Raw genomic sequence first — 17,556 nt, 5'->3', positions numbered from 1 at the left:
GGCCGGCGTCCGGCGCCTCATCGCCGTCGCTCCTGCTCGACGCGGCCCTGCCCGCCGGGCCCCCGGCCCTGCCCCTCGCGGGCGCACGGAGCGGAGGTGCGGGCGGCGAGCCTCCGTGCGACCTCCGCCCCGGCGCCCGCACCACGGGCCGCGAGGGCGGGTGCGGCCTGCGAGAGCACCGCGGCGAGCCGTGCCCAGGGCGGGGAGACCAGCGCCGGGGCACGGTCCAGCCCCCGCAGCACCCGGGCGGCGGCCTGCTCGGGCGTGAGCGCTCCCCGGGGCCGGTCGCCGTAGGTCGGGGCGGCCATCGCGGTCGCCACCAGCGGCAGCTCGACCACGGTGATCCGCACCCCGGCCTGCTCCGCCTCGGGCCGGATCGCCCGCAGCCAGGCGTCCAGCCCCGCCTTCGAGGCGCCGTAGGCGGCCCAGCCCGGGGTCGGGATCCGGGCGGAGGCGCTGGTGGCCACGAGGAGCCGTCCACCGCCGGCGCGACTCATCGGCGCGAGCAGGGCGAGCAGCAGCGCGGCCGGGCCGAGCATGTTCGTACCCGTGAGACGCACGAGGTCGTGCGGGCGCCCGATCGTGTCGGCGAGGGAGCGGCGCAGCGAGTGGCCCGCGAGGGAGACGACCGCGGACGGCGCCCCGTGCAGCGCGAGCACCTCTGCGGCGAGCTCCGCGACCGCCTCCTGGTCCCGCAGATCGCAGGGGTGGACCGTGGCGGTGCCGCCCGCCGCGCGCACCCGCTCGGCCAGCGCCTCGAGCCTGCCCCGATGCCGGGCCGTGAGCGCGAGGTCCTCGCCGCGTGCGGCCAGCTCCAGGCACAGCGCTGTGCCGACGCCGCCGCTCGCCCCGGTCACCAGGATCATCGTCGACCTGCCGTGCCGCTCACCAGGAGCCGCGGTGGTAGGCGCCGGGGTAGAGCGCGGGATCGCGCACCCCCAGCTCGTGCGCGGCGCGCTGGGGCCAGCCCGGCTCGCGCAGGGCCGCCCGGCCCACGGCCACGAAGTCGGCGTCCCCGCGCTCGAGCACCTCCTGGGCGCCGTGCGGATCGGTGATCAGGCCGACGGCCGCGACCGGCATCGAGACGGCATCGCGCAGCGTCCGGGCGAAGCCGACCTGGTACTCGGGGCCTACCGCGATGTCCGCGATGACGGCACCGCCGGTGGAGACGTGCAGGGCGTCGACGCCGGCCTCCTCGAGCTCGCGGGCGAGCTCGACGGACTGGGTGATGTCCCAGCCCCCGTCGATCCAGTCGGTTGCGCTGATGCGCACGATCAGTGGGCGATCGGCCGGCCAGGCCTCGCGCACCGCCGCGGCGATCTCCCGGGCCAGGCGACGCCGTCCCGGCCCGTCGCCCCCGTACTCGTCGGTGCGCGTGTTCACCAGCGGCGAGAGGAACTCGTGGACGAGATAGCCGTGGGCGAAGTGCAGCTCGACCGCGTCGAAGCCCGCCTCCTCGGCCCGGCCGGTCGCGGCGACGAAGTCGGCGACCACCCCGGCGATCTCCTCCTTTTCCAGCGCATCGGGCGCGTCCAGCCCCGGGAAGGGCTCCGGGGTGGGGCCGACGGTGCGCCAGCCCGCGGCGAACTCCGGCACCGTGCCGCGCCGCGCGCGGTAGCGGGGCAGGGCCGGCCAGGTGGAGGCCTTGCGGCCGGCATGGGCGAGCTGCACGGCGATGCGGGCGCCCTGGCCCTGGCAGAAGGAGGTGATCCGCCGCCACGCGTCGGTCTGCTCGCGGTTCCACAGCCCTGTGTCCTGGGGGCTGATGCGTCCCTCGGGGGAGATCGCCGTCGCCTCCGTGACGATCATCCCGAAGCCGCCCGCGGCCCGCGCGCCGAGGTGCACCAGGTGCCAGTCGGTGGGCACCCCGTCCCGCTCCTCGACCATGTACTGGCACATCGGGGCGAGCCAGATGCGGTTGCGCATCTCGAGGCGGCGCAGCTGCGCCGGGGCGAGCAGGGTGGGGGTGACGGCGGGGTCGGGGGCCATGGTCCCCCACGGTAGTCGGCCCGGCCCGGAGGGCGTCGGTCCGCCCATGACCATCGCGAGCGTGACGTGCATCTCCTGCGATACGGTGTTCGCGTCCATCCGCCCCGGTCGCCCCGGGGCCCGTGAAGCAGGAGTGTTCATGACTGACGAGGCCGTCACCGGGATCGAGAACCTCTCCCAGGAGACCCGCACCTTCTCCCCGCCCACCGAGTTCGTGCAGGACGCGGTCGCCCGCCCCTCGCTCTACGAGGAGGCCGAGCGGGACCGCCTCGCGTTCTGGCGCTCGCGCGCGAGCCTGCTGAGCTGGGAGACGCCCTTCACCGAGACGCTGGACTGGTCGAACCCGCCCTTCGCGCGCTGGTTCGCCGACGGCACCCTCAACGTCGCCTACAACTGCGTGGACCGCCACGTCGAGTCCGGCCACGGAGACCAGGTCGCGCTGCTGGCCGAGTACGAGGACGGCTCCGACGCCACGTTCACCTATGCGGACGTCAAGGACGAGATCTCCCGCATGGCGAACGTGCTCGTGGACCTCGGCGTGAGGACCGGCGACCGCGTCGCGATCTACCTGCCGATGATCCCCGAGGCCGTCTTCGCGATGCTCGCCTGCGCCCGCCTCGGCGCGCCCCACTCGGTCGTCTTCGGCGGCTTCAGCGCCGACGCGCTGCGCTCCCGGATCGAGGACGCCGAGGCGCGCGTGGTGATCACCGCCGACGGACAGAACCGTCGCGGCAAGCAGCTCCCGCTCAAGCCAGCGGTCGACGAGGCGCTCGCCGGCGGCGCGGACTCCGTCGAGAAGGTCCTCGTCGTGCGTCGCACCGGCGGGGACGTGGAGTGGACCGAGGGCCGTGACGTGTGGTGGCACGAGGCGAGGGAGACCGCCTCGACCGAGCACGCGCCGGTGGCGGTGGAGGCCGAGCACCCGCTGTTCATCCTCTACACCTCCGGCACCACCGGGAAGCCCAAGGGCATCGTCCACACCACCGGCGGGTATCTCACCCAGGCCGCGTACACCCACCGCAACGTCTTCGACCTCAAGCCGAGGTCCGACGTGTACTGGTGCACCGCCGACGTCGGCTGGATCACCGGGCACACCTACGTCGTCTACGGCCCGATGGCCAACCGCGCCACGCAGGTGATCTACGAGGGCACTCCGGACACCCCGCACCAGGGCCGCTGGTGGGAGATCGTCGAGAAGCACGGGGTCACCCTGTTCTACTCCTCGCCCACCGCGATCCGCACCGCCATGAAGTGGGGCGAGGACATCCCCGCGAAGCACGACCTCTCCTCCCTGCGCCTGCTCGGCAGCGTCGGCGAGGCGATCAATCCCGAGGCATGGATGTGGTACCGCCGCGTCATCGGCGGGGACCGCTGCCCGATCGTGGACACCTGGTGGCAGACCGAGACCGGCGGCATCATGATCTCGCCGCTGCCCGGCATCACCGCCACCAAGCCCGGCTCCGCGCAGGTGCCGCTGCCCGGGATCGGCGCGGACGTCGTGGACGAGAGCGGGACGTCGGTCGCGAACGGCGAGGGCGGCTATCTCGTGCTCGACAAGCCCTGGCCCGGCATGCTCCGCGGCATCTGGGGCGACCCGGAGCGCTTCAAGGAGACCTACTGGTCCCGTTTCGAGGGCCTCTACTTCGCCGGCGACGGCGCCAAGCGCGACGAGGACGGCGACATCTGGCTGCTGGGCCGCGTGGACGACGTCATGAACGTCTCCGGCCACCGCCTCTCGACCATGGAGATCGAGTCCGCGCTGGTCGGCCACGACTGGGTCGCCGAGGCCGCGGTCGTCGGCGCGAACGACGAGACCACCGGGCAGGCTCCCGTCGCCTTCGTGATCCTGCGCGGCGGGAGCGCGGAGGAGATCGCGGCCGCCGGCGGCGAGGAGAAGGTCCCCGAGCTGCTGCGGGCCCATGTGGGCAAGGAGATCGGCCCGATCGCGAAGCCGAAGCGGGTGCTGGTGGTCACCGAGCTGCCCAAGACCCGCTCGGGCAAGATCATGCGCCGCCTGCTGCGCGACGTCGCCGAGAACCGTCAGGTGGGGGACACCCAGACCCTCGCCGACGCCTCGGTGATGGACCTGATCCAGCAGGGGATGTCCGGGAAGTCCTGAGGGACGCCGGGCCCGGGGACGTTCAGCGCGTGAGCGTGACGTCCCCGGTCTCGGTGACGGCGGTCAGCGTGCCCGCGGACTCCGCCTCGGAGCCGCGGAGCGCGGGGTCCACGGTGACCTCGCCCAGCGAGCTGCGCGTCTCGACCTGCCACGTCGAGGTGCCCCCGACCGCGATCCTCACGTCGCCGAGCTCGGTCACCGCCCCGACCGCTCCGCTCGCCTCCGCGGGGAGCTGCAGGGAGATGTCCCCGAGGGTCGAGGAGAGGTCCACGGCCGTGGGACCGGGGCCGGCGAGGTCGGCCTCGATCGCCCCGACCTCGGTCGAGACGGTGACGCCCTCCGCGATGCTCGTCGTGCCCAGGTGCACGTCGCCCACGTCGGAGCGCACCGCGAGGGAGCCGAAGTCGCCCTCGGCGACCACGTCCCCCACATCGGTGCGGAGGTCGAGGTCCAGCTCGTGCCCGACCGGGACCAGCACGAGCACGTCGCGCGTGGCGTCGAGGCCGGGCCAGGTGGAGTAGCTCTCGGGCTGGCTCACGGCGATGGCCACGGCGGAGCCCGTGCCGCCGCGCTCGAGACGGGCGCGGACCTGCTCCCCGGCCGGCGACGGGACCGTGGTGCCCGGGGTGACGAGCGAGAGCGTCACCTCGTCGACCTCCTCGGAGGGCTGCACGCGCACATCGCCGAGGGTGCTGGTCAGCTGCAGCGAGGAGGGGGTCCCGAGCCCCGCGGTCGCGGGGACGTCCTGGTAGGCACGGCCGTTCCACCAGGTGAAGGCTGTCGAGGCGGCCAGGAACAGGATCACCACCAGCATCACGGCGCCGCCGGCGAGGGCCACGCCCCGCCGGAAGGGGCGGTCGCGCTCGCGGGAGGGCGTGAGCCGGCGCGGCGGGTCGTACCGACGCTCCGAGGGCATGGCGCGCCCCGCCCCCGGGGCGCCGTCGCCCACCACGGCGGCGTCCACCTCCCGCAGCGCGCCGCCGTCCGACGCGGCATCGCCGCGCGCGGCGGGCCCGCGGTCCACGGTGCTCACGTCCGGTCCTCCGACTCCAGATAGCGCAGCACCGCCATGACCCGTCGGTTCTCGCCGTCCACGGGCGGCAGGTCCAGCTTCGTGAGCAGGGAGGAGATGTGCTTCTCGACGCTTCCGGCGGAGACGAACAGCGCATCGGCGATTGCCTGGTTCGAGCGTCCCTGCGCCATCAGGGAGAGCACCTCGCGCTCCCGCGGGGTGAGCGCCTCGAGGGTGCGGCGTCGCCGGGAGCGGACGAAGATCTGCTGGACCACCTCAGGATCCAGCCAGGTCCCGCCCTCGCCGACGTCGGTGACCACGCCGAGGAACTCCTCGACGTCCGCGACCCGGTCCTTGAGCACGTAGCCGAGGCCGTGCGAGGAGTCGGCGATGAGATCGGAGGCGTAGCGCTCCTCGACGTACTGGGAGAGCACCAGCAGCGCCACCTCGGGATCCTGCTGCCGGATCAGCACCGCGGCCCGCACGCCCTCGTCGGTGAACGTCGGCGGCATCCGCACGTCGATCACCGCGAGGTCGGGTCGGTGGTGGGAGACGGCGGCGAGCAGGGCCGCCGCATCGCCCACCGCGGCGACCACCTCGTGGCCGGCGTCGGTCAGGAGCCTCTCGAGCCCGGCGCGCAGCAGCACGGCGTCGTCGGCGATCACGATCCTCATCGGGGGACCTCCAGGGTCTGGTCTCGGGGCCCGGTCCCGTCGGCCGGGCGCGGGAAGGGGACGGCGGTCAGGTCGGCGGACGGGGCCGGTCGCAGGGGAGCGGCGCCGGAGGCCGGCGCGCCGGTGGGCAGGACGGCCTCGAGCACGGTGCCGCCGCCGGCGGGGCTGCTGATCCCGAGCACGCCGCCGGTCGCGCGGACCCGGTCGGTGAGCCCGGCGAGGCCGGTGGAGAGCCCGTCGCGGCGCACCCGCGCCCCGCCGCGCCCGTCGTCCTCGATCCGCACCCGCAGCGCGTGCGGGTCCTGGCGCACGCTCACGGAGACCTGCTCGGCCTCCGCGTGCTTGGCGATGTTGGTCAGCGCCTCGGCGACCACGAAGTAGGCCACGCCCTCCCGCTCCCGGTCCAGCCCGGCGTGCGCCGGCCCCAGCAGGGAGACGTCGAGGTCGACGGGGATGCGGGAGCGGGCGGCGAGGGCGGAGAGCGCCGCATCCAGGCCCCGGTCGGTGAGCACCGCCGGGTGGATCCCGCGGGCGAGCTGGCGCAGGTCGGTCATCACGGCCTTCGCCTCCGCATGCGCCTCGCCGACGAGCCGCTCGGCCCGGTCCGGGTCGGTGCGGATCGCGGTGCGGGCGAGGCCCAGGGTCATGGCGAGGTTCACCAGGCGCGGCTGCACCCCGTCGTGGAGATCCCGCTCGATGCGCAGCCGCTCCTGGGCGGCGGCGTCGACCGCGCCCTGACGCCGTTCTGCGAGGTCCGCCACCTGCTCGCGCAGCTCCTCCTCGGAGCCGGAGATCAGTCCGCGGGCGAGACCGCGGTCGGCGAGCGCGCCGAGGGCGAGCAACACCGCGCAGAGCGCCAGGGCCGCGGTGCCGAGCACGGCGAGGGCCCAGCGGGACAGCTCCAGGCTCGAGATCCGGACGGGGCCGTGCAGCAGCGCGAGCTCCCAGCCTGACCAGCCCAGCCACAGCATCGCGAGGGAGACGAGCAGGAACGCCCCGGCCACGATCATCGCGAGGTGGTGGTGGAGGACCCCGCGCCAGAACCCGCCGGTGCCGAGCTCGAACCAGCGGTCCTGGAGCCAGCCGGCCGCACCGCGACGCAGCGAGCGGCGCCGAGCGGGGATGTTCACCCCGATGCCGTGCACCGCGACCGCGCGGCGCCGCTCGATGCGCACCGCGACCTGCATCAGCAGCAGCCAGGGGACCAGCAGCAGCAGCCCGCTGCCCAGCGCGGGCAGGGCGCTCAGCCCCGTCACGAGCATGACGATGCTCGCCACGCACCAGGTGAGGCTCAGCACCCCGCCGACGACCACCGAGGCCAGCGCGGCGGGGGAGATCCGGGACCGGGCGGGCGCCCCGGTCCTCTCGCTCGTCTCGTCCATGGCTCGACCCTAGAGGGGCCCTCGCGACCGGTCCCACCGGGTCCGCCGTCGGCATGCGCGGGGGATATCCCCCGCGTAGTCGGCGCCGGGTGAGCCATCCCGCACCGACCGCACCCGCGGATCTGCCGCCGCGGCCGCAGCCGATGCGGTTCAATGGAGGCCATGAGCAGTGACGCCACCTCCTCCGACAGCTCCCTGGACCCCCACAACGACGCGGCCGCCGCCCAGGCCGACGACGGCTCGACCGGCCAGATGGTCGAGGACGTGGAGTCGACCGCCGCCGAGATCGATGCCGACGGCGCGCCCCGCGGCACCCTCCGCGACGTCGCGAACTCGCTGGGGATCTCCAGCGCGGTCGCGCTGCGCGCCCTGCGCGGCGCCGACGAGATCAAGCCCCGGATGGTGGAGCGCGTGCGCGAGGCCGCCGAGCGCCTCAACTTCCCGCTCGAGGAGCTCAGCGAGGAGACGGAGCACCGCGGCGTCGTCGCCGTGCTCGTGAACACCATGCGCAACACCTGGATCTCCGACCTCGTCCGCTCGATTCGCATCGAGCTCGCCGCGACCGGCCGCACCGCCGTCGTCGTGCCGACCCGTCGGCGTCTGCCGGAGTACCCGGTCGCCGTGGACATCGACGCGATCGAGAACCTCGTCCACCTCGGCGTGGACGGCTTCCTGATGGTCTCCGACCTCGCCGACATGGACGAGGTCCTCGAGGTCACCGGGAACCGCCCCCTGGTCGGGATCGGCTGCTCGAAGGAGCTCGTCGGCCGGATCGACACGGTCCGCATCGACGACGAGGTCGGGCAGGGCCTCCTGGTCGACCACCTGGTGAGCCTCGGCCACCGCGAGATCGCTCACGTCGGCGGGGTCGGCGCGGCCGTCGCGCGCGAGCGCGCCGACGCCTTCCGCGCCGCGATGGCGCGCCACGGGCTGGAGGACTCCGCCCGGGTCGAGCCGGGCGACTTCACCGAGCAGGTCGGCCAGACCGCCGGGTCGATGCTGCTGCGCGGCAGCCAGGTCCCCACGGCGGTGACCTGCTCCAACGACGTCACCGCCGTCGGCGTGCTCTCCGCGGCCCGCGAGGCCGGCTACGACGTGCCGGAGGCCTTCGCGGTCGCCGGCTACGGCAATACCTCGCTCGCCTCCTCCGGCGTCGCGGAGCTGACCAGCGTGGACCCGAACTCGGAGCGGCTCGGCGCCCTGGCGGCCCAGATGCTGGTGGACCGCGTCTCCGGCCACGAGGGACCCTTCCGGGACGTCGCGGTCGCTCCCTCCCTGGTGGCGCGCCGCACCACCGCCGCCGGCCCCCGCCCCGAGACCACCCGCCGCAAGCGGATCTCGGTGGACTGAGCCCTCGGCCCGCTCCCTCGATCCGGCTCGATCCGACACAGAAACGCCCGCACCCTGCGATAGGCTCCGATCATGATCAACACCACGAACGACCCGAGCACGCCGCCCACCCAGCGGTCCATCGGCGAGCTCGTCCAGTCCATCCGCGATGAGCTCCTGGGCGTCGTCCATCACGAGATCGACATCGCCAAGAAGGAGATCACGGCCCTCGGCATCAAGGTCGGCATCATCGCCGCGATGGCCGCCGTGCTGCTGTTCCTCCTCCTGTCGGCCTGGGTCATGCTGCTGTTCGCGGCCGCGACCGGCCTGCAGGCGCTCGGGCTGCCGGCCTGGGGCTCGTTCCTCATCGTCGCCGGGGTGTTCGTCCTCCTCGGTGCGATCGCCGGGCTCGTCGCCTTCCTGGTCTCCAAGAAGCTGAAGGCCCCCGAGACCACGATCGAGACCGCCCAGTCCGCGGTCCAGGCCGTCCAGGGCAAGCGCCGCAGCAACGCCGTCTCCTACGACGACACCTTCGAGGAGCTCTACGGCAAGCAGGTCAGCGCCCGCACCGAGTGACCGCCCGGGGACCGATCGGCCAGGCCGCGCGCCGGTCGAACCGGCTGAGCGGAGACGGCCCCACCAGGCAGTACCCTGGGGACGTGACTCTCCACCTGCACGACACCGCCACCCGCACCACTGCACCGTTCACCCCGGTGCGCGAGGGGGCGGTGTCGCTGTACGTCTGCGGTCCCACCACGCAGGGCGCGCCCCACCTCGGGCACCTGCGCACCTTCCTCTCCTTCGACGTGCTGGTGCGCTGGCTCGAGCGCAGCGGCTACGAGGTTGCGCACATCCGCAACGTCACCGACATCGACGACAAGATCCTCGTGAAGTCCGCCGAGGCGGGCGCCGAGTGGTTCGCCTGGTCGCTGCGCTTCGAGCGCGAGTTCCAGGACGTGCTGGACCGTATCGGGAACCGCCGCCCCACCTACGAGCCGCGCGCCACCGGGCACGTGCCCGAGATGATCGAGCTCATGCAGCGCCTGATCGAGCGGGGCCACGCCTACGCCGACGGCGCCGGCTCGGTCTACTTCGACGTCGCCTCCCTGCCCACCTACGGCGCGCTGACCCGCCAGTCCCTCGAGGACATGCAGGACGCCGGCGAGGAGATGGAGCCCGGCAAGCGCGACCGCCGCGACTTCGCCCTGTGGAAGGCGGCGAAGGCGACCGAGCCGGAGACCGCCTCCTGGAACACGCCCTTCGGCCGCGGCCGCCCGGGCTGGCACCTCGAGTGCTCCGCCATGAGCCGCAAGTACCTCGGCGAGACCTTCGACATCCACGCCGGTGGGCTCGACCTGCGCTTCCCGCACCACGAGAACGAGCAGGCGCAGTCCCACGCCGCCGGCTACGGCTTCGCCCAGCGCTGGATGCACTCCGGCATGGTCACGGTCGACGGGCTGAAGATGGGCAAGAGCCTGGACAACTTCGTCACCGCCGCCGATGCGCTCGGCGAGCACCCCGCCGCGGCGGTGCGCCTCGCCCTCGTCGGCGGCCACTACCGCGCGACGATCGAGTACAACACCACCGCGATGCGGGAGGCGGAGACGGTGTGGGAGCGGTTCTCCGCGACCGCGCGCCGCGCCGCCGAGCAGCTCGAAGGGGCCCCTATCGCCGCGGCCGACGCCGACCTGCGCGTCGTGGAGCTGCCGCAGGAGTTCGTCGCGGCGATGGACGACGACCTCTCCGTCCCCGAGGCGCTCGCGGTGATCCACCGCGAGCAGGCGGCGCTGAACACGCTCCTGGCCGCGCGCGGCGGAGCGGACGGCGCCCAGGTCGCCGAGGGCCTCGGCCATCTGCGGGCCATGCTCGACGTGCTGGGGCTGGACCCGCTGGGGGAGCAGTGGGGCGGGGAGGCAGGCGCCTCCGGGGTGGAGCACGCGGCGCTCGACGCGCTGATCTCCGCGCAGCTCACCGCCCGCGAGTCGGCGCGCGCCGAGAAGGACTGGGCCCGGGCCGACGCGCTGCGTGATGCGCTGACCGCCGCCGGGATCCGCATCGAGGACGGCCAGGGCGGCGCCCGCTGGACCCTCGAGACCCGAGACTGAGCAGGACTGAGGAGACGATCCATGGCAGGCAACAGCTCGCGCCGCGGCGCGGTGCGCAAGGGCAAGAAGGGCGCGACCGTCGGCTCCGGCGGCGTGCGCCGACGGGGGCTGGAGGGCAAGGGTCCGACCCCGAAGGCCGAGGAGCGCCCGAACCACAAGAAGTACTCCGGCGGCTCGGGATCCGGCGCCGCGGGACGACGCGGCGGGCCCAAGGCCAAGGGCAAGGTGCCCGGCAGCGACCAGGTCGCCGGGCGCAATGCGGTGCTGGAGGCGCTGCGGGAGGAGATCCCCGCCACCCAGCTGACGCTCATGGTGCGGATCGACGCCGACGAGCGGGTGCGGGAGATCATGCGCCTGGCCGCGGCGCGGGCGCTGCCGGTCGTCGACGCGACCCGCACCGACCTCGACCGCATGACCGATCACTCGGTGCACCAGGGTGTGGCGCTGACGATCCCGCCCTACGAGTACGCCGAGGTCGATGAGCTGCTCGAGATCGCCGCGGACCGCTTCGAGCCGCCGCTGCTGGTCGCGCTCGACGGCATCACCGACCCCCGCAACCTCGGCGCGATCCTCCGCTCGGCCGACGCCTTCGGCGCGCACGGCGTGATCCTGCCGGAGCGGCGCAGCGTGTCGATGACCGCGAGCGTGTGGAAGGTCGCCGCGGGGGCCGCCGGCCGTGTCCGCGTCGCCCAGGTCACGAACCTCAACCGCACCCTCGCCGCGCTCAAGGAGCAGGACGTGTTCGTGCTCGGCCTCGACGCGGACGGCGACGTCACCTCGCGCGAGCTCGAGCTCGGCACCCAGCCGGCCGTGCTCGTCGTCGGCGCCGAGGGCAAGGGCCTCTCCCGCCTCGCGCGGGAGACCAGCGACCAGGTGGTCTCGATCCCGATGGCGGGGCGCTCCGAGTCGCTGAACGCCTCGGTTGCCGCCGCGATCGCGCTCTACGAGATCTCCGGGGTCCGGGACCAGCACGGACTGGCCTGACCCTCCCGGCCCGGCCTGGCCCTCCCGGACCGGCCTGCCGCGATGGCCCGGGCCGGGCCCGAGACCCCCGGCCTCAGTGTGCGGCGCCGGGCTCCCTGCCCCGCACCGAGCGGACCGGGATCAGCACGTGGGGCAGCGCCAGCTGGATGACGGGGCCGAGCGCGATCGCGTAGACGACGGTGCCGAGCCCGAGCGGTCCACCCAGCAGCCATCCGGTCACCAGCACGATCACCTCGAGCACGATCCGCACCGGCCCGACAGGCCGGGAGAGCACCCGGCTGAGCGCCGTCATCAGCCCGTCGCGGGCGCCCGCACCGAGCTGCGCGCCGATGTAGACGGCGCCGCTGATCCCGTTGACCACCACGCCGAGCAGCATGAGGGCGATCGCGACGGGCAGCGAGCTCGCCTCCGGCAGGACCAGCATCCCGAGGTCGATGCTGACCCCCACCCAGATCGCGTTCGCGACCGTACCGATCCCGAGCCGCTCGCGCAGCGGGATCCACAGCAGGAGCAGCACGAAGCTCACCGCAATGCTCATCGACCCCACGGTCGCGCCGAGCCGCTCGGCGAGCGCCGCGTGGAAGACGTCCCAGGGCGCGCCGCCCAGCCCCGAGCGCAGCAGCATCGCCAGCGACAGCCCGAAGCCGGTCAGCCCGATCATCATCTGCACGAGCCGACGCGCCAGCCGGTCCACGCCCAGCTGATCGCGCAGGGACAGGTTGTCGAGCCGGGGATGCCGGCGCCGCTGCGACGCAGCCACGTCTCGTCTCGGTCTCCTCCCGACCCGCTCAGGCCTCGACGATCGGCAGGGCCGAGGTCTCGGTGGTCACCAGCGACTTCTCGTCGGGCCGGTGGATGAGCTCGTTGAGGATGTAGTGCCGCACGGTGTCGTCGAGGCTCACGTCGACGCCGGCCTGCTCGGAGAGGAACCACTTGTGCTCGAGCACCTCGTGGAAGAACTCCGGCGGCTCGAGCTTCGAGCGCATCGACCGGGGGATCGCCCGGACCACGGGCTCGTACTGATCCTTGAGCCACTCGTGGGCGACGAACTCCTCCTCCTCGGCCTGCTGCTCCGTGTCCGCGCGGAACTGGTCGAGGTCGTTCAGGAGTCGACGTGCCTGGTTCTCCTGGGCGTCGATGCCGGTCAGGCGCAGCAGGCGCCTCGAGTGGTGACCGGCGTCGACGACCTTGGGGCGGATCGAGAGGGTGGTGCCGTCGAGGTCGGTGGTGATCTCGAGCTCGCCCACGTCGAAGCCGAGCTTGTTCAGCCGCTCGATCCGGGCGGAGACCCGCCAGCGCTCGTCGGCGGAGAAGCGCTCCGAGGAGGTCAGCGCCTCCCACAGCTCCTCGTAGCGAGCCACGAGGTCGTCGCCGATCTCGACAGGGTCGACCTCGGGGTCGATCATGTCGCCGGCCTGCAGGTCCATCAGCTCGCCGATGATGTTGGTGCGGGCGAGGTCGAGATCGTAATGGCGCTGCCCGGCCGTGAGCGTCTCGTACAGGGAACCGGTCTCGACGTCGACGATGTAGGCGGCGAAGGCCCCCGCGTCACGGCGGAACAGCGTGTTCGACAGCGACACATCGCCCCAGTAGAAGCCCTCCAGATGCAGCCGCACCAGCAGCACGGCGAGCGCGTCGAGCAGGCGCTGGGCGGTGTCCTGGCGCGAGACCTGACTGAACACGGCCCGATAGGGGAGGGAGAACTGCAGATGACGGGTGATCAGCACGGCGTCCAGCGCCTCGCCGGAGCGGCCCGTGCGACCGGAGACCACGGCGAAGGGCTCGACCGAGGGGATGCCGATCCGGCCGAGCACCTTGAGCGTGTCGTACTCGCGCTGGGCGAGGTGGTGGTTGATCTCCTTGAGCGCGAGCACCCGCCCCGAGACCCGCACGAAGCGGACCACATGGCGGGAGATGCCGCGGGGGAGCGCGGCCAGGATCTCGTCGGGCCACTGCTCCAGCGGCGTCTCCCAGGGCAGATCCAGCAGTGCAGGGTCTGCACGGGACGCGGTGATCTCCAGGGGTGCCATGGGTCCATTCTCTCCCGAGCGCGAGGGCCAGGCCCCTACGCTTCCACAAATCACGTCGGACCGACGGGAAGATCACGGCTCGGGACTTCGTGTCGTCGCGGCCCCGAGGTCGCCGGGAACCGTCCTGGGGCCGACGGGGGCGGCGGCGCCGAGCCCGCCGGGGACGGACGACGAGCCCGCCGTGGACGGATGACGGAGCCGCCCGGGACGAACGACGGGCGCCCGGCCGGAGCCGGACGCCCGTCGTGCGGAGCGGGGGTGCTCAGTCGCCGAGGCGCTTGCCCGACTTCGCGTCGAAGAGGTGCAGGTGGCCCTCCTTGGGACGGAAGTAGACGGTCTCGCCCTTGGCCGGGGGACGGCGGCCGTCGACGCGCGCGATGAACGGCTTGGCGGTCTCGTCGCTGCCGGCGCGGCGACCGTAGATGAACGCGTCCGCGCCGAGCTCCTCGACCACATCGACCTCGACCGCGATGCCCTGCTCGTCGCCGACGAGCTCGAGGTCCTCGGGGCGCACGCCCACGGTGACGGTGGACTGGTCGGTGTCCGAGAGGGTCGCACGGTCCACGGGCAGCACGGCGCCGCCGAACTGGACGCCCTGGTCGGTGAGCTTCTCCTCGAGCAGGTTCATGGCGGGGGAGCCGATGAAGCCGGCCACGAACACGTTGTTCGGGTGGTCGTACATGCGGCGCGGGGAGTCGATCTGCTGGAGCACACCGCGGTCGAGGACGGCCACGCGGTCGCCCATCGTCATCGCCTCGGTCTGGTCGTGCGTGACGTACACGGTGGTGACGCCGAGACGACGCTGCAGCGAGGCGATCTGGGTGCGGGTCGAGACGCGCAGCTTCGCATCGAGGTTCGAGAGCGGCTCGTCCATCAGGAACACCTGCGGGGAGCGCACGATCGCACGGCCCATGGCCACACGCTGGCGCTGACCGCCCGAGAGCGCCTTCGGCTTGCGGTCGAGGTACTCGGTGAGGTCCAGGATCGCCGCGGCGTCCTCGACGCGCTTGCGGATCTCCGCCTTCGGGGTGCCGGCGATCTTCAGAGCGAAGCCCATGTTGTCGGCGACCGTCATGTGCGGGTACAGCGCGTAGTTCTGGAACACCATGGCGATGTCGCGGTCCTTCGGCGGGACGTCGGTGACGTCACGATCGCCGATGAGGATGCGGCCCGCGTCGATCTCCTCGAGACCGGCGAGCATGCGCAGGGAGGTCGACTTGCCGCAGCCCGAGGGGCCGACGAGGACGAGGAACTCGCCGTCGCCGATCTCGATGTTGAGGTTGTCGACCGCGGGGCGCTCCTGGCCCGGGTAGATCCGGGAGGCGTTGTCGAACGTGACTGTTGCCATGGTGGTTCTCCTTCACCGGCAGGTACGTGCCGGACGATCCGTTGTGAAGTGACTGTGACACCGGTTCGTGGAGCTCCTCGGGGGTGCTCCATCGCACCGGCACGGCAGAGTGTATCCCACGTCTCACCCTTCCGGTCCGCCCTGCCACCGGCGGCGCGCCGCCTACCCGGCCGCGCCTCGACGGGACCGTCCCTCCGCCGCGTCCGCTCCTCGGCAGGACCCGGCCCGGTGCGCTCCCGTGCACAGCGCCGGGCACGGGATACTGGGGCGGTGGACACTGCTGAGCTGACCCGGAAGATCCTGGACCGACGCCCCCGCGAGGGCGCCCCGCTGCGCATCGTGCAGGCAGGGCATCCCGCCCTCCGCCACACCGCCGTCGCCGCCCGCGACCGCCTCGAGCCCGCGCTCCTGGCGGAGCTCGCGGACGCCATGACCGTGACGATGAGGGACGCGCCCGGCGTCGGTCTCGCCGCCCCGCAGATCGGTCTGCCGCTGAGCTTCTACGTGGTCGAGGACCCCTTCGCCGCCGAGGAGGGGGAGGACCCCGAGGACGAGCTGCTCGAGCGCCGCCCGCTCGCGCTGCGCGCCCTGCTGGACCCCGTCGTCGAGCCGGTCGGGGACGAGACCGTCTTCGCCTTCGAGGGCTGCCTCTCGGTCGACGGCTGGCAGTCGATCGTGCCCCGCTCGCGCCGGGTGCGCCTGCGCGCCCAGGAGCTGCTGCCCGGCGGCTCCCTGCGCGAGATCGACGAGGAGCATGTGGGCTGGACCGCGCGGATCCTCCAGCACGAGACGGACCACCTGGGCGGGATCCTCTGCCATGACCGGATGGTGCCCCGCTCCTTCGTGGAGGCCGGCTACGTCCACCGCTACGCCGACCTCGGCGAGGCCGTGCGCCGACTGGGTCTGAGGGGCGACATCGCCGAGCTCGGCGAGGGCGAGGTCGTGCTGCGCCGCTGAGGCGCCGCGCCGCCCGGTCCGCACTGCCCGGTCCGCGCCGGGGCTGTGCGGCATCCGCGGCGTCGCCATGTCCCCGTCGGGCGGGGAGCCGACCGCGGACCGGGCGTCCGCCGTGCGCACCCGCCGTCCAGGAGCGCGGCCCCGTGCGCGATACCGTTGCCCTGTTCAGGACCCCGACGAATGGAGGCCCAGGTGGCCACGAACTCCCCGCAGCCCGTCCCGCGCGACCACGGCGCCGCCGCGACGCGACCCGACGACCTCCCTCTCGAGGAGGGCTCCCTCGACGAGCAGCTCGACGAGCGCTGGCTCTCGCTGATCGACGCCGCGCTCAAGGTCCAGGCGCCGCTGGCCCGCACCTACGTCGAGCACCTGCGCGCCGAGCACCCGGAGGCGACGGACCGTCAGCTGCTGGAGAAGGTCACCTCGCGCTTCACCGCGCTGACCACCGCGACCGGCGCCGGCATCGGCGGCGTCGCGGCGCTGCCGGGCCTCGGCACCGCCGCCGCGATCGGCCTCACCGTGGGGGAGGGGCTCTCCTTCGCGGAGTCCTGCGCCTTCCTCACCCTCGCCGCCGCCGACATCCACGGCGTCGACATGACCGACCGCGAGACCCGACGCCTCGTGCTGCTGGGCGTGCTCGGCGGCGAGCGCGGCGCCGAGATCATCGGCAAGGCGCTCGGCCGGCAGGGCATGCGCTGGAACTCGGTCCTCGGCGGCGGGGGACTCCTGCCCGGCTTCGTCACCAAGCAGGTCAACAAGTACGTGCGGCGCCGGGTCGTGGCCCGCACCGGCGGTCTGTGGCTCGCACGCCTGGTGCCCTTCGGGATCGGCGCGGTCCTCGGCGGACTCGGCGCCCGCGTCGTGGCACGCTCCGTGGTCGAGGCGATGCTCGAGATCTTCGGCCAGGGGACGCAGGGCCCGGAGGGCGAGCTCACCCGGCGCTGAGCGGGAGGCCCGGGCGTCGCGCCCGCAGTCCCGCCCGCACATGACGACGGGGCCGGTCCCTCAGGACCGGCCCCGTCGTCGTGCGTCCTGCGCGGACGGACCGCGCTCAGACCTCCTGCGTGAACTCGTTGGCGTGCTCGGTGCCGACAGCACGCTGGTAGGAGCGGCGGATCTCCGCCTCCGCGTCGCTGCGGCCCTCCCAGTGCGCGCCCTCGACGCTCTTGCCCGGCTCGAGATCCTTGTAGACCTCGAAGAAGTGCTGGATCTCCAGACGGTGGAACTCCGAGACGTCGGTCAGCTCCTGGCGGCGCACCTGACGGCGATCGCCCACGGGCACCGCGACGATCTTGTCGTCGCCGCCGGCCTCGTCGCGCATGCGGAACATGCCCAGCGCGCGGCAGCGGATCAGACAGCCCGGGAAGGTCGGCTCCTCGAGCAGGACCAGGCAGTCCAGCGGGTCGCCGTCCTCACCGAGGGTCCCCTCGATGAAGCCGTAGTCGTCCGGATAGCGCGTCGCGGTGAAGAGCATCCGGTCCAGGCGGATCCGCCCGTTGTGGTGGTCCACCTCGTACTTGTTCCGGTTCCCGCGAGGGATCTCGATGGTCACGTCGAATTCCACGACAGCCGCTCCATTGCTCCGGCCCCGTGGGCCACTTCATTGCTCCGGCCCCAGGGGCCGCTT

At 73.3% G+C, this 17,556-nt stretch carries 16 protein-coding genes; 7 read left to right on the top strand and 9 right to left on the bottom strand.

Going from position 1 to position 17,556, the window contains the following annotated elements; all coding sequences use genetic code 11:
• Positions 1–17: 17 nt before the first annotated feature.
• Positions 18–866: an SDR family NAD(P)-dependent oxidoreductase gene (locus L3K22_RS10425; RefSeq protein ID WP_263311321.1), complete on the bottom strand. Its 849-nt coding sequence runs from the start codon at positions 864–866 to the stop codon at positions 18–20.
• 19 nt (positions 867–885) lie between these two features.
• Positions 886–1,989, bottom strand: coding sequence for an NADH:flavin oxidoreductase/NADH oxidase (locus L3K22_RS10420; RefSeq protein WP_263311320.1), 1,104 nt, complete (start codon positions 1,987–1,989; stop codon positions 886–888).
• A gap of 139 nt (positions 1,990–2,128) precedes the next feature.
• Between L3K22_RS10420 and acs the strand changes: the two genes are divergently transcribed.
• The gene (gene acs, locus L3K22_RS10415) at positions 2,129–4,108 is read left to right on the top strand and encodes an acetate--CoA ligase (RefSeq protein ID WP_263311319.1); all 1,980 of its coding nucleotides are present in this window, start codon (positions 2,129–2,131) and stop codon (positions 4,106–4,108) included.
• A 22-nt stretch (positions 4,109–4,130) separates the two neighbouring features.
• Here acs and L3K22_RS10410 read toward each other — a convergent pair whose 3' ends face one another.
• From L3K22_RS10410 to L3K22_RS10400, 3 genes are read right to left on the bottom strand one after another with little or no spacing between them, the layout of a single operon-like run.
• Positions 4,131–5,141: a DUF4097 family beta strand repeat-containing protein gene (locus L3K22_RS10410; protein WP_263311318.1), complete on the bottom strand. Its 1,011-nt coding sequence runs from the start codon at positions 5,139–5,141 to the stop codon at positions 4,131–4,133.
• Positions 5,138–5,794, bottom strand: coding sequence for a response regulator transcription factor (locus L3K22_RS10405; protein ID WP_263311317.1), 657 nt, complete (start codon positions 5,792–5,794; stop codon positions 5,138–5,140). The genes L3K22_RS10410 and L3K22_RS10405 overlap by 4 nt, the downstream gene beginning before the upstream one ends.
• Entirely contained in the window at positions 5,791–7,176 is a 1,386-nt protein-coding gene (locus L3K22_RS10400; protein WP_263311316.1) for a sensor histidine kinase, read from the bottom strand. Before L3K22_RS10400 ends, L3K22_RS10405 begins: the two co-directional genes overlap by 4 nt.
• A gap of 162 nt (positions 7,177–7,338) precedes the next feature.
• Between L3K22_RS10400 and L3K22_RS10395 the strand changes: the two genes are divergently transcribed.
• The 4 genes from L3K22_RS10395 to rlmB all read left to right on the top strand — a co-directional run bounded on the left by L3K22_RS10395 (position 7,339) and on the right by rlmB (position 11,594).
• Positions 7,339–8,526 (top strand): LacI family DNA-binding transcriptional regulator, encoded by a 1,188-nt coding sequence (locus L3K22_RS10395; RefSeq protein ID WP_263311315.1) that lies wholly within the window; start codon positions 7,339–7,341, stop codon positions 8,524–8,526.
• A 72-nt stretch (positions 8,527–8,598) separates the two neighbouring features.
• Entirely contained in the window at positions 8,599–9,081 is a 483-nt protein-coding gene (locus tag L3K22_RS10390) for a phage holin family protein (RefSeq protein WP_259813979.1), read from the top strand.
• An 83-nt stretch (positions 9,082–9,164) separates the two neighbouring features.
• Positions 9,165–10,610 (top strand): cysteine--tRNA ligase, encoded by a 1,446-nt coding sequence (gene cysS / locus L3K22_RS10385; protein ID WP_263311314.1) that lies wholly within the window; start codon positions 9,165–9,167, stop codon positions 10,608–10,610.
• A gap of 21 nt (positions 10,611–10,631) precedes the next feature.
• Positions 10,632–11,594, top strand: a complete 963-nt coding sequence (gene rlmB / locus L3K22_RS10380) for a 23S rRNA (guanosine(2251)-2'-O)-methyltransferase RlmB (protein ID WP_263311313.1) — start codon at positions 10,632–10,634, stop codon at positions 11,592–11,594.
• A 73-nt stretch (positions 11,595–11,667) separates the two neighbouring features.
• Here the strand turns inward: rlmB and yczE are convergent, their stop codons facing one another.
• From yczE to L3K22_RS10365, 3 genes are all read right to left on the bottom strand, one after another.
• On the bottom strand, positions 11,668–12,354 hold the full coding sequence (gene yczE, locus L3K22_RS10375; protein WP_263311312.1) for a membrane protein YczE: 687 nt from the start codon (positions 12,352–12,354) through the stop codon (positions 11,668–11,670).
• Between the two features lie 28 nt (positions 12,355–12,382).
• A complete protein-coding gene (locus L3K22_RS10370) occupies positions 12,383–13,624 on the bottom strand; it encodes a DUF4032 domain-containing protein (protein WP_263311311.1) in 1,242 nt (413 codons plus the stop codon).
• Between the two features lie 262 nt (positions 13,625–13,886).
• Complete coding sequence (locus L3K22_RS10365; protein WP_070499370.1) at positions 13,887–14,972, bottom strand: ABC transporter ATP-binding protein; 1,086 nt, start codon at positions 14,970–14,972, stop codon at positions 13,887–13,889.
• A 270-nt stretch (positions 14,973–15,242) separates the two neighbouring features.
• Between L3K22_RS10365 and L3K22_RS10360 the strand changes: the two genes are divergently transcribed.
• Together L3K22_RS10360 and L3K22_RS10355 are read left to right on the top strand one after the other, a co-directional pair.
• On the top strand, positions 15,243–15,929 hold the full coding sequence (locus tag L3K22_RS10360) for a peptide deformylase (RefSeq protein ID WP_263311310.1): 687 nt from the start codon (positions 15,243–15,245) through the stop codon (positions 15,927–15,929).
• 192 nt (positions 15,930–16,121) lie between these two features.
• Positions 16,122–16,874, top strand: a complete 753-nt coding sequence (locus L3K22_RS10355) for a hypothetical protein (protein WP_263311309.1) — start codon at positions 16,122–16,124, stop codon at positions 16,872–16,874.
• 106 nt (positions 16,875–16,980) lie between these two features.
• On the opposite strand, the gene L3K22_RS10350 is transcribed toward L3K22_RS10355, so the two are convergent.
• Positions 16,981–17,493: an inorganic diphosphatase gene (locus tag L3K22_RS10350; protein ID WP_010551035.1), complete on the bottom strand. Its 513-nt coding sequence runs from the start codon at positions 17,491–17,493 to the stop codon at positions 16,981–16,983.
• Positions 17,494–17,556: the final 63 nt, after the last annotated feature.

The organism is Brachybacterium atlanticum (assembly GCF_025669985.1).
Lineage (GTDB): Bacteria > Actinomycetota > Actinomycetes > Actinomycetales > Dermabacteraceae > Brachybacterium > Brachybacterium conglomeratum.
The sequence above is the reverse complement of the archived record's forward strand: the minus strand, read 5'-3'. Positions and strand labels throughout refer to the sequence as shown.

Excerpts from the sequence above, each read along its gene's own strand:
- L3K22_RS10425 (WP_263311321.1), bottom strand. The coding sequence starts at position 866 with ATGATCCTGGTGACCGGGGCGAGCGGCGGCGTCGGCACAGCGCTGTGC.
- L3K22_RS10420 (WP_263311320.1), bottom strand. The coding sequence starts at position 1,989 with ATGGCCCCCGACCCCGCCGTCACCCCCACCCTGCTCGCCCCGGCGCAG.
- acs (WP_263311319.1), top strand. The coding sequence starts at position 2,129 with ATGACTGACGAGGCCGTCACCGGGATCGAGAACCTCTCCCAGGAGACC.
- L3K22_RS10405 (WP_263311317.1), bottom strand. The coding sequence starts at position 5,794 with ATGAGGATCGTGATCGCCGACGACGCCGTGCTGCTGCGCGCCGGGCTC.
- L3K22_RS10400 (WP_263311316.1), bottom strand. The coding sequence starts at position 7,176 with ATGGACGAGACGAGCGAGAGGACCGGGGCGCCCGCCCGGTCCCGGATC.
- L3K22_RS10395 (WP_263311315.1), top strand. The coding sequence starts at position 7,339 with ATGAGCAGTGACGCCACCTCCTCCGACAGCTCCCTGGACCCCCACAAC.
- L3K22_RS10390 (WP_259813979.1), top strand. The coding sequence starts at position 8,599 with ATGATCAACACCACGAACGACCCGAGCACGCCGCCCACCCAGCGGTCC.
- rlmB (WP_263311313.1), top strand. The coding sequence starts at position 10,632 with ATGGCAGGCAACAGCTCGCGCCGCGGCGCGGTGCGCAAGGGCAAGAAG.
- L3K22_RS10370 (WP_263311311.1), bottom strand. The coding sequence starts at position 13,624 with ATGGCACCCCTGGAGATCACCGCGTCCCGTGCAGACCCTGCACTGCTG.
- L3K22_RS10365 (WP_070499370.1), bottom strand. The coding sequence starts at position 14,972 with ATGGCAACAGTCACGTTCGACAACGCCTCCCGGATCTACCCGGGCCAG.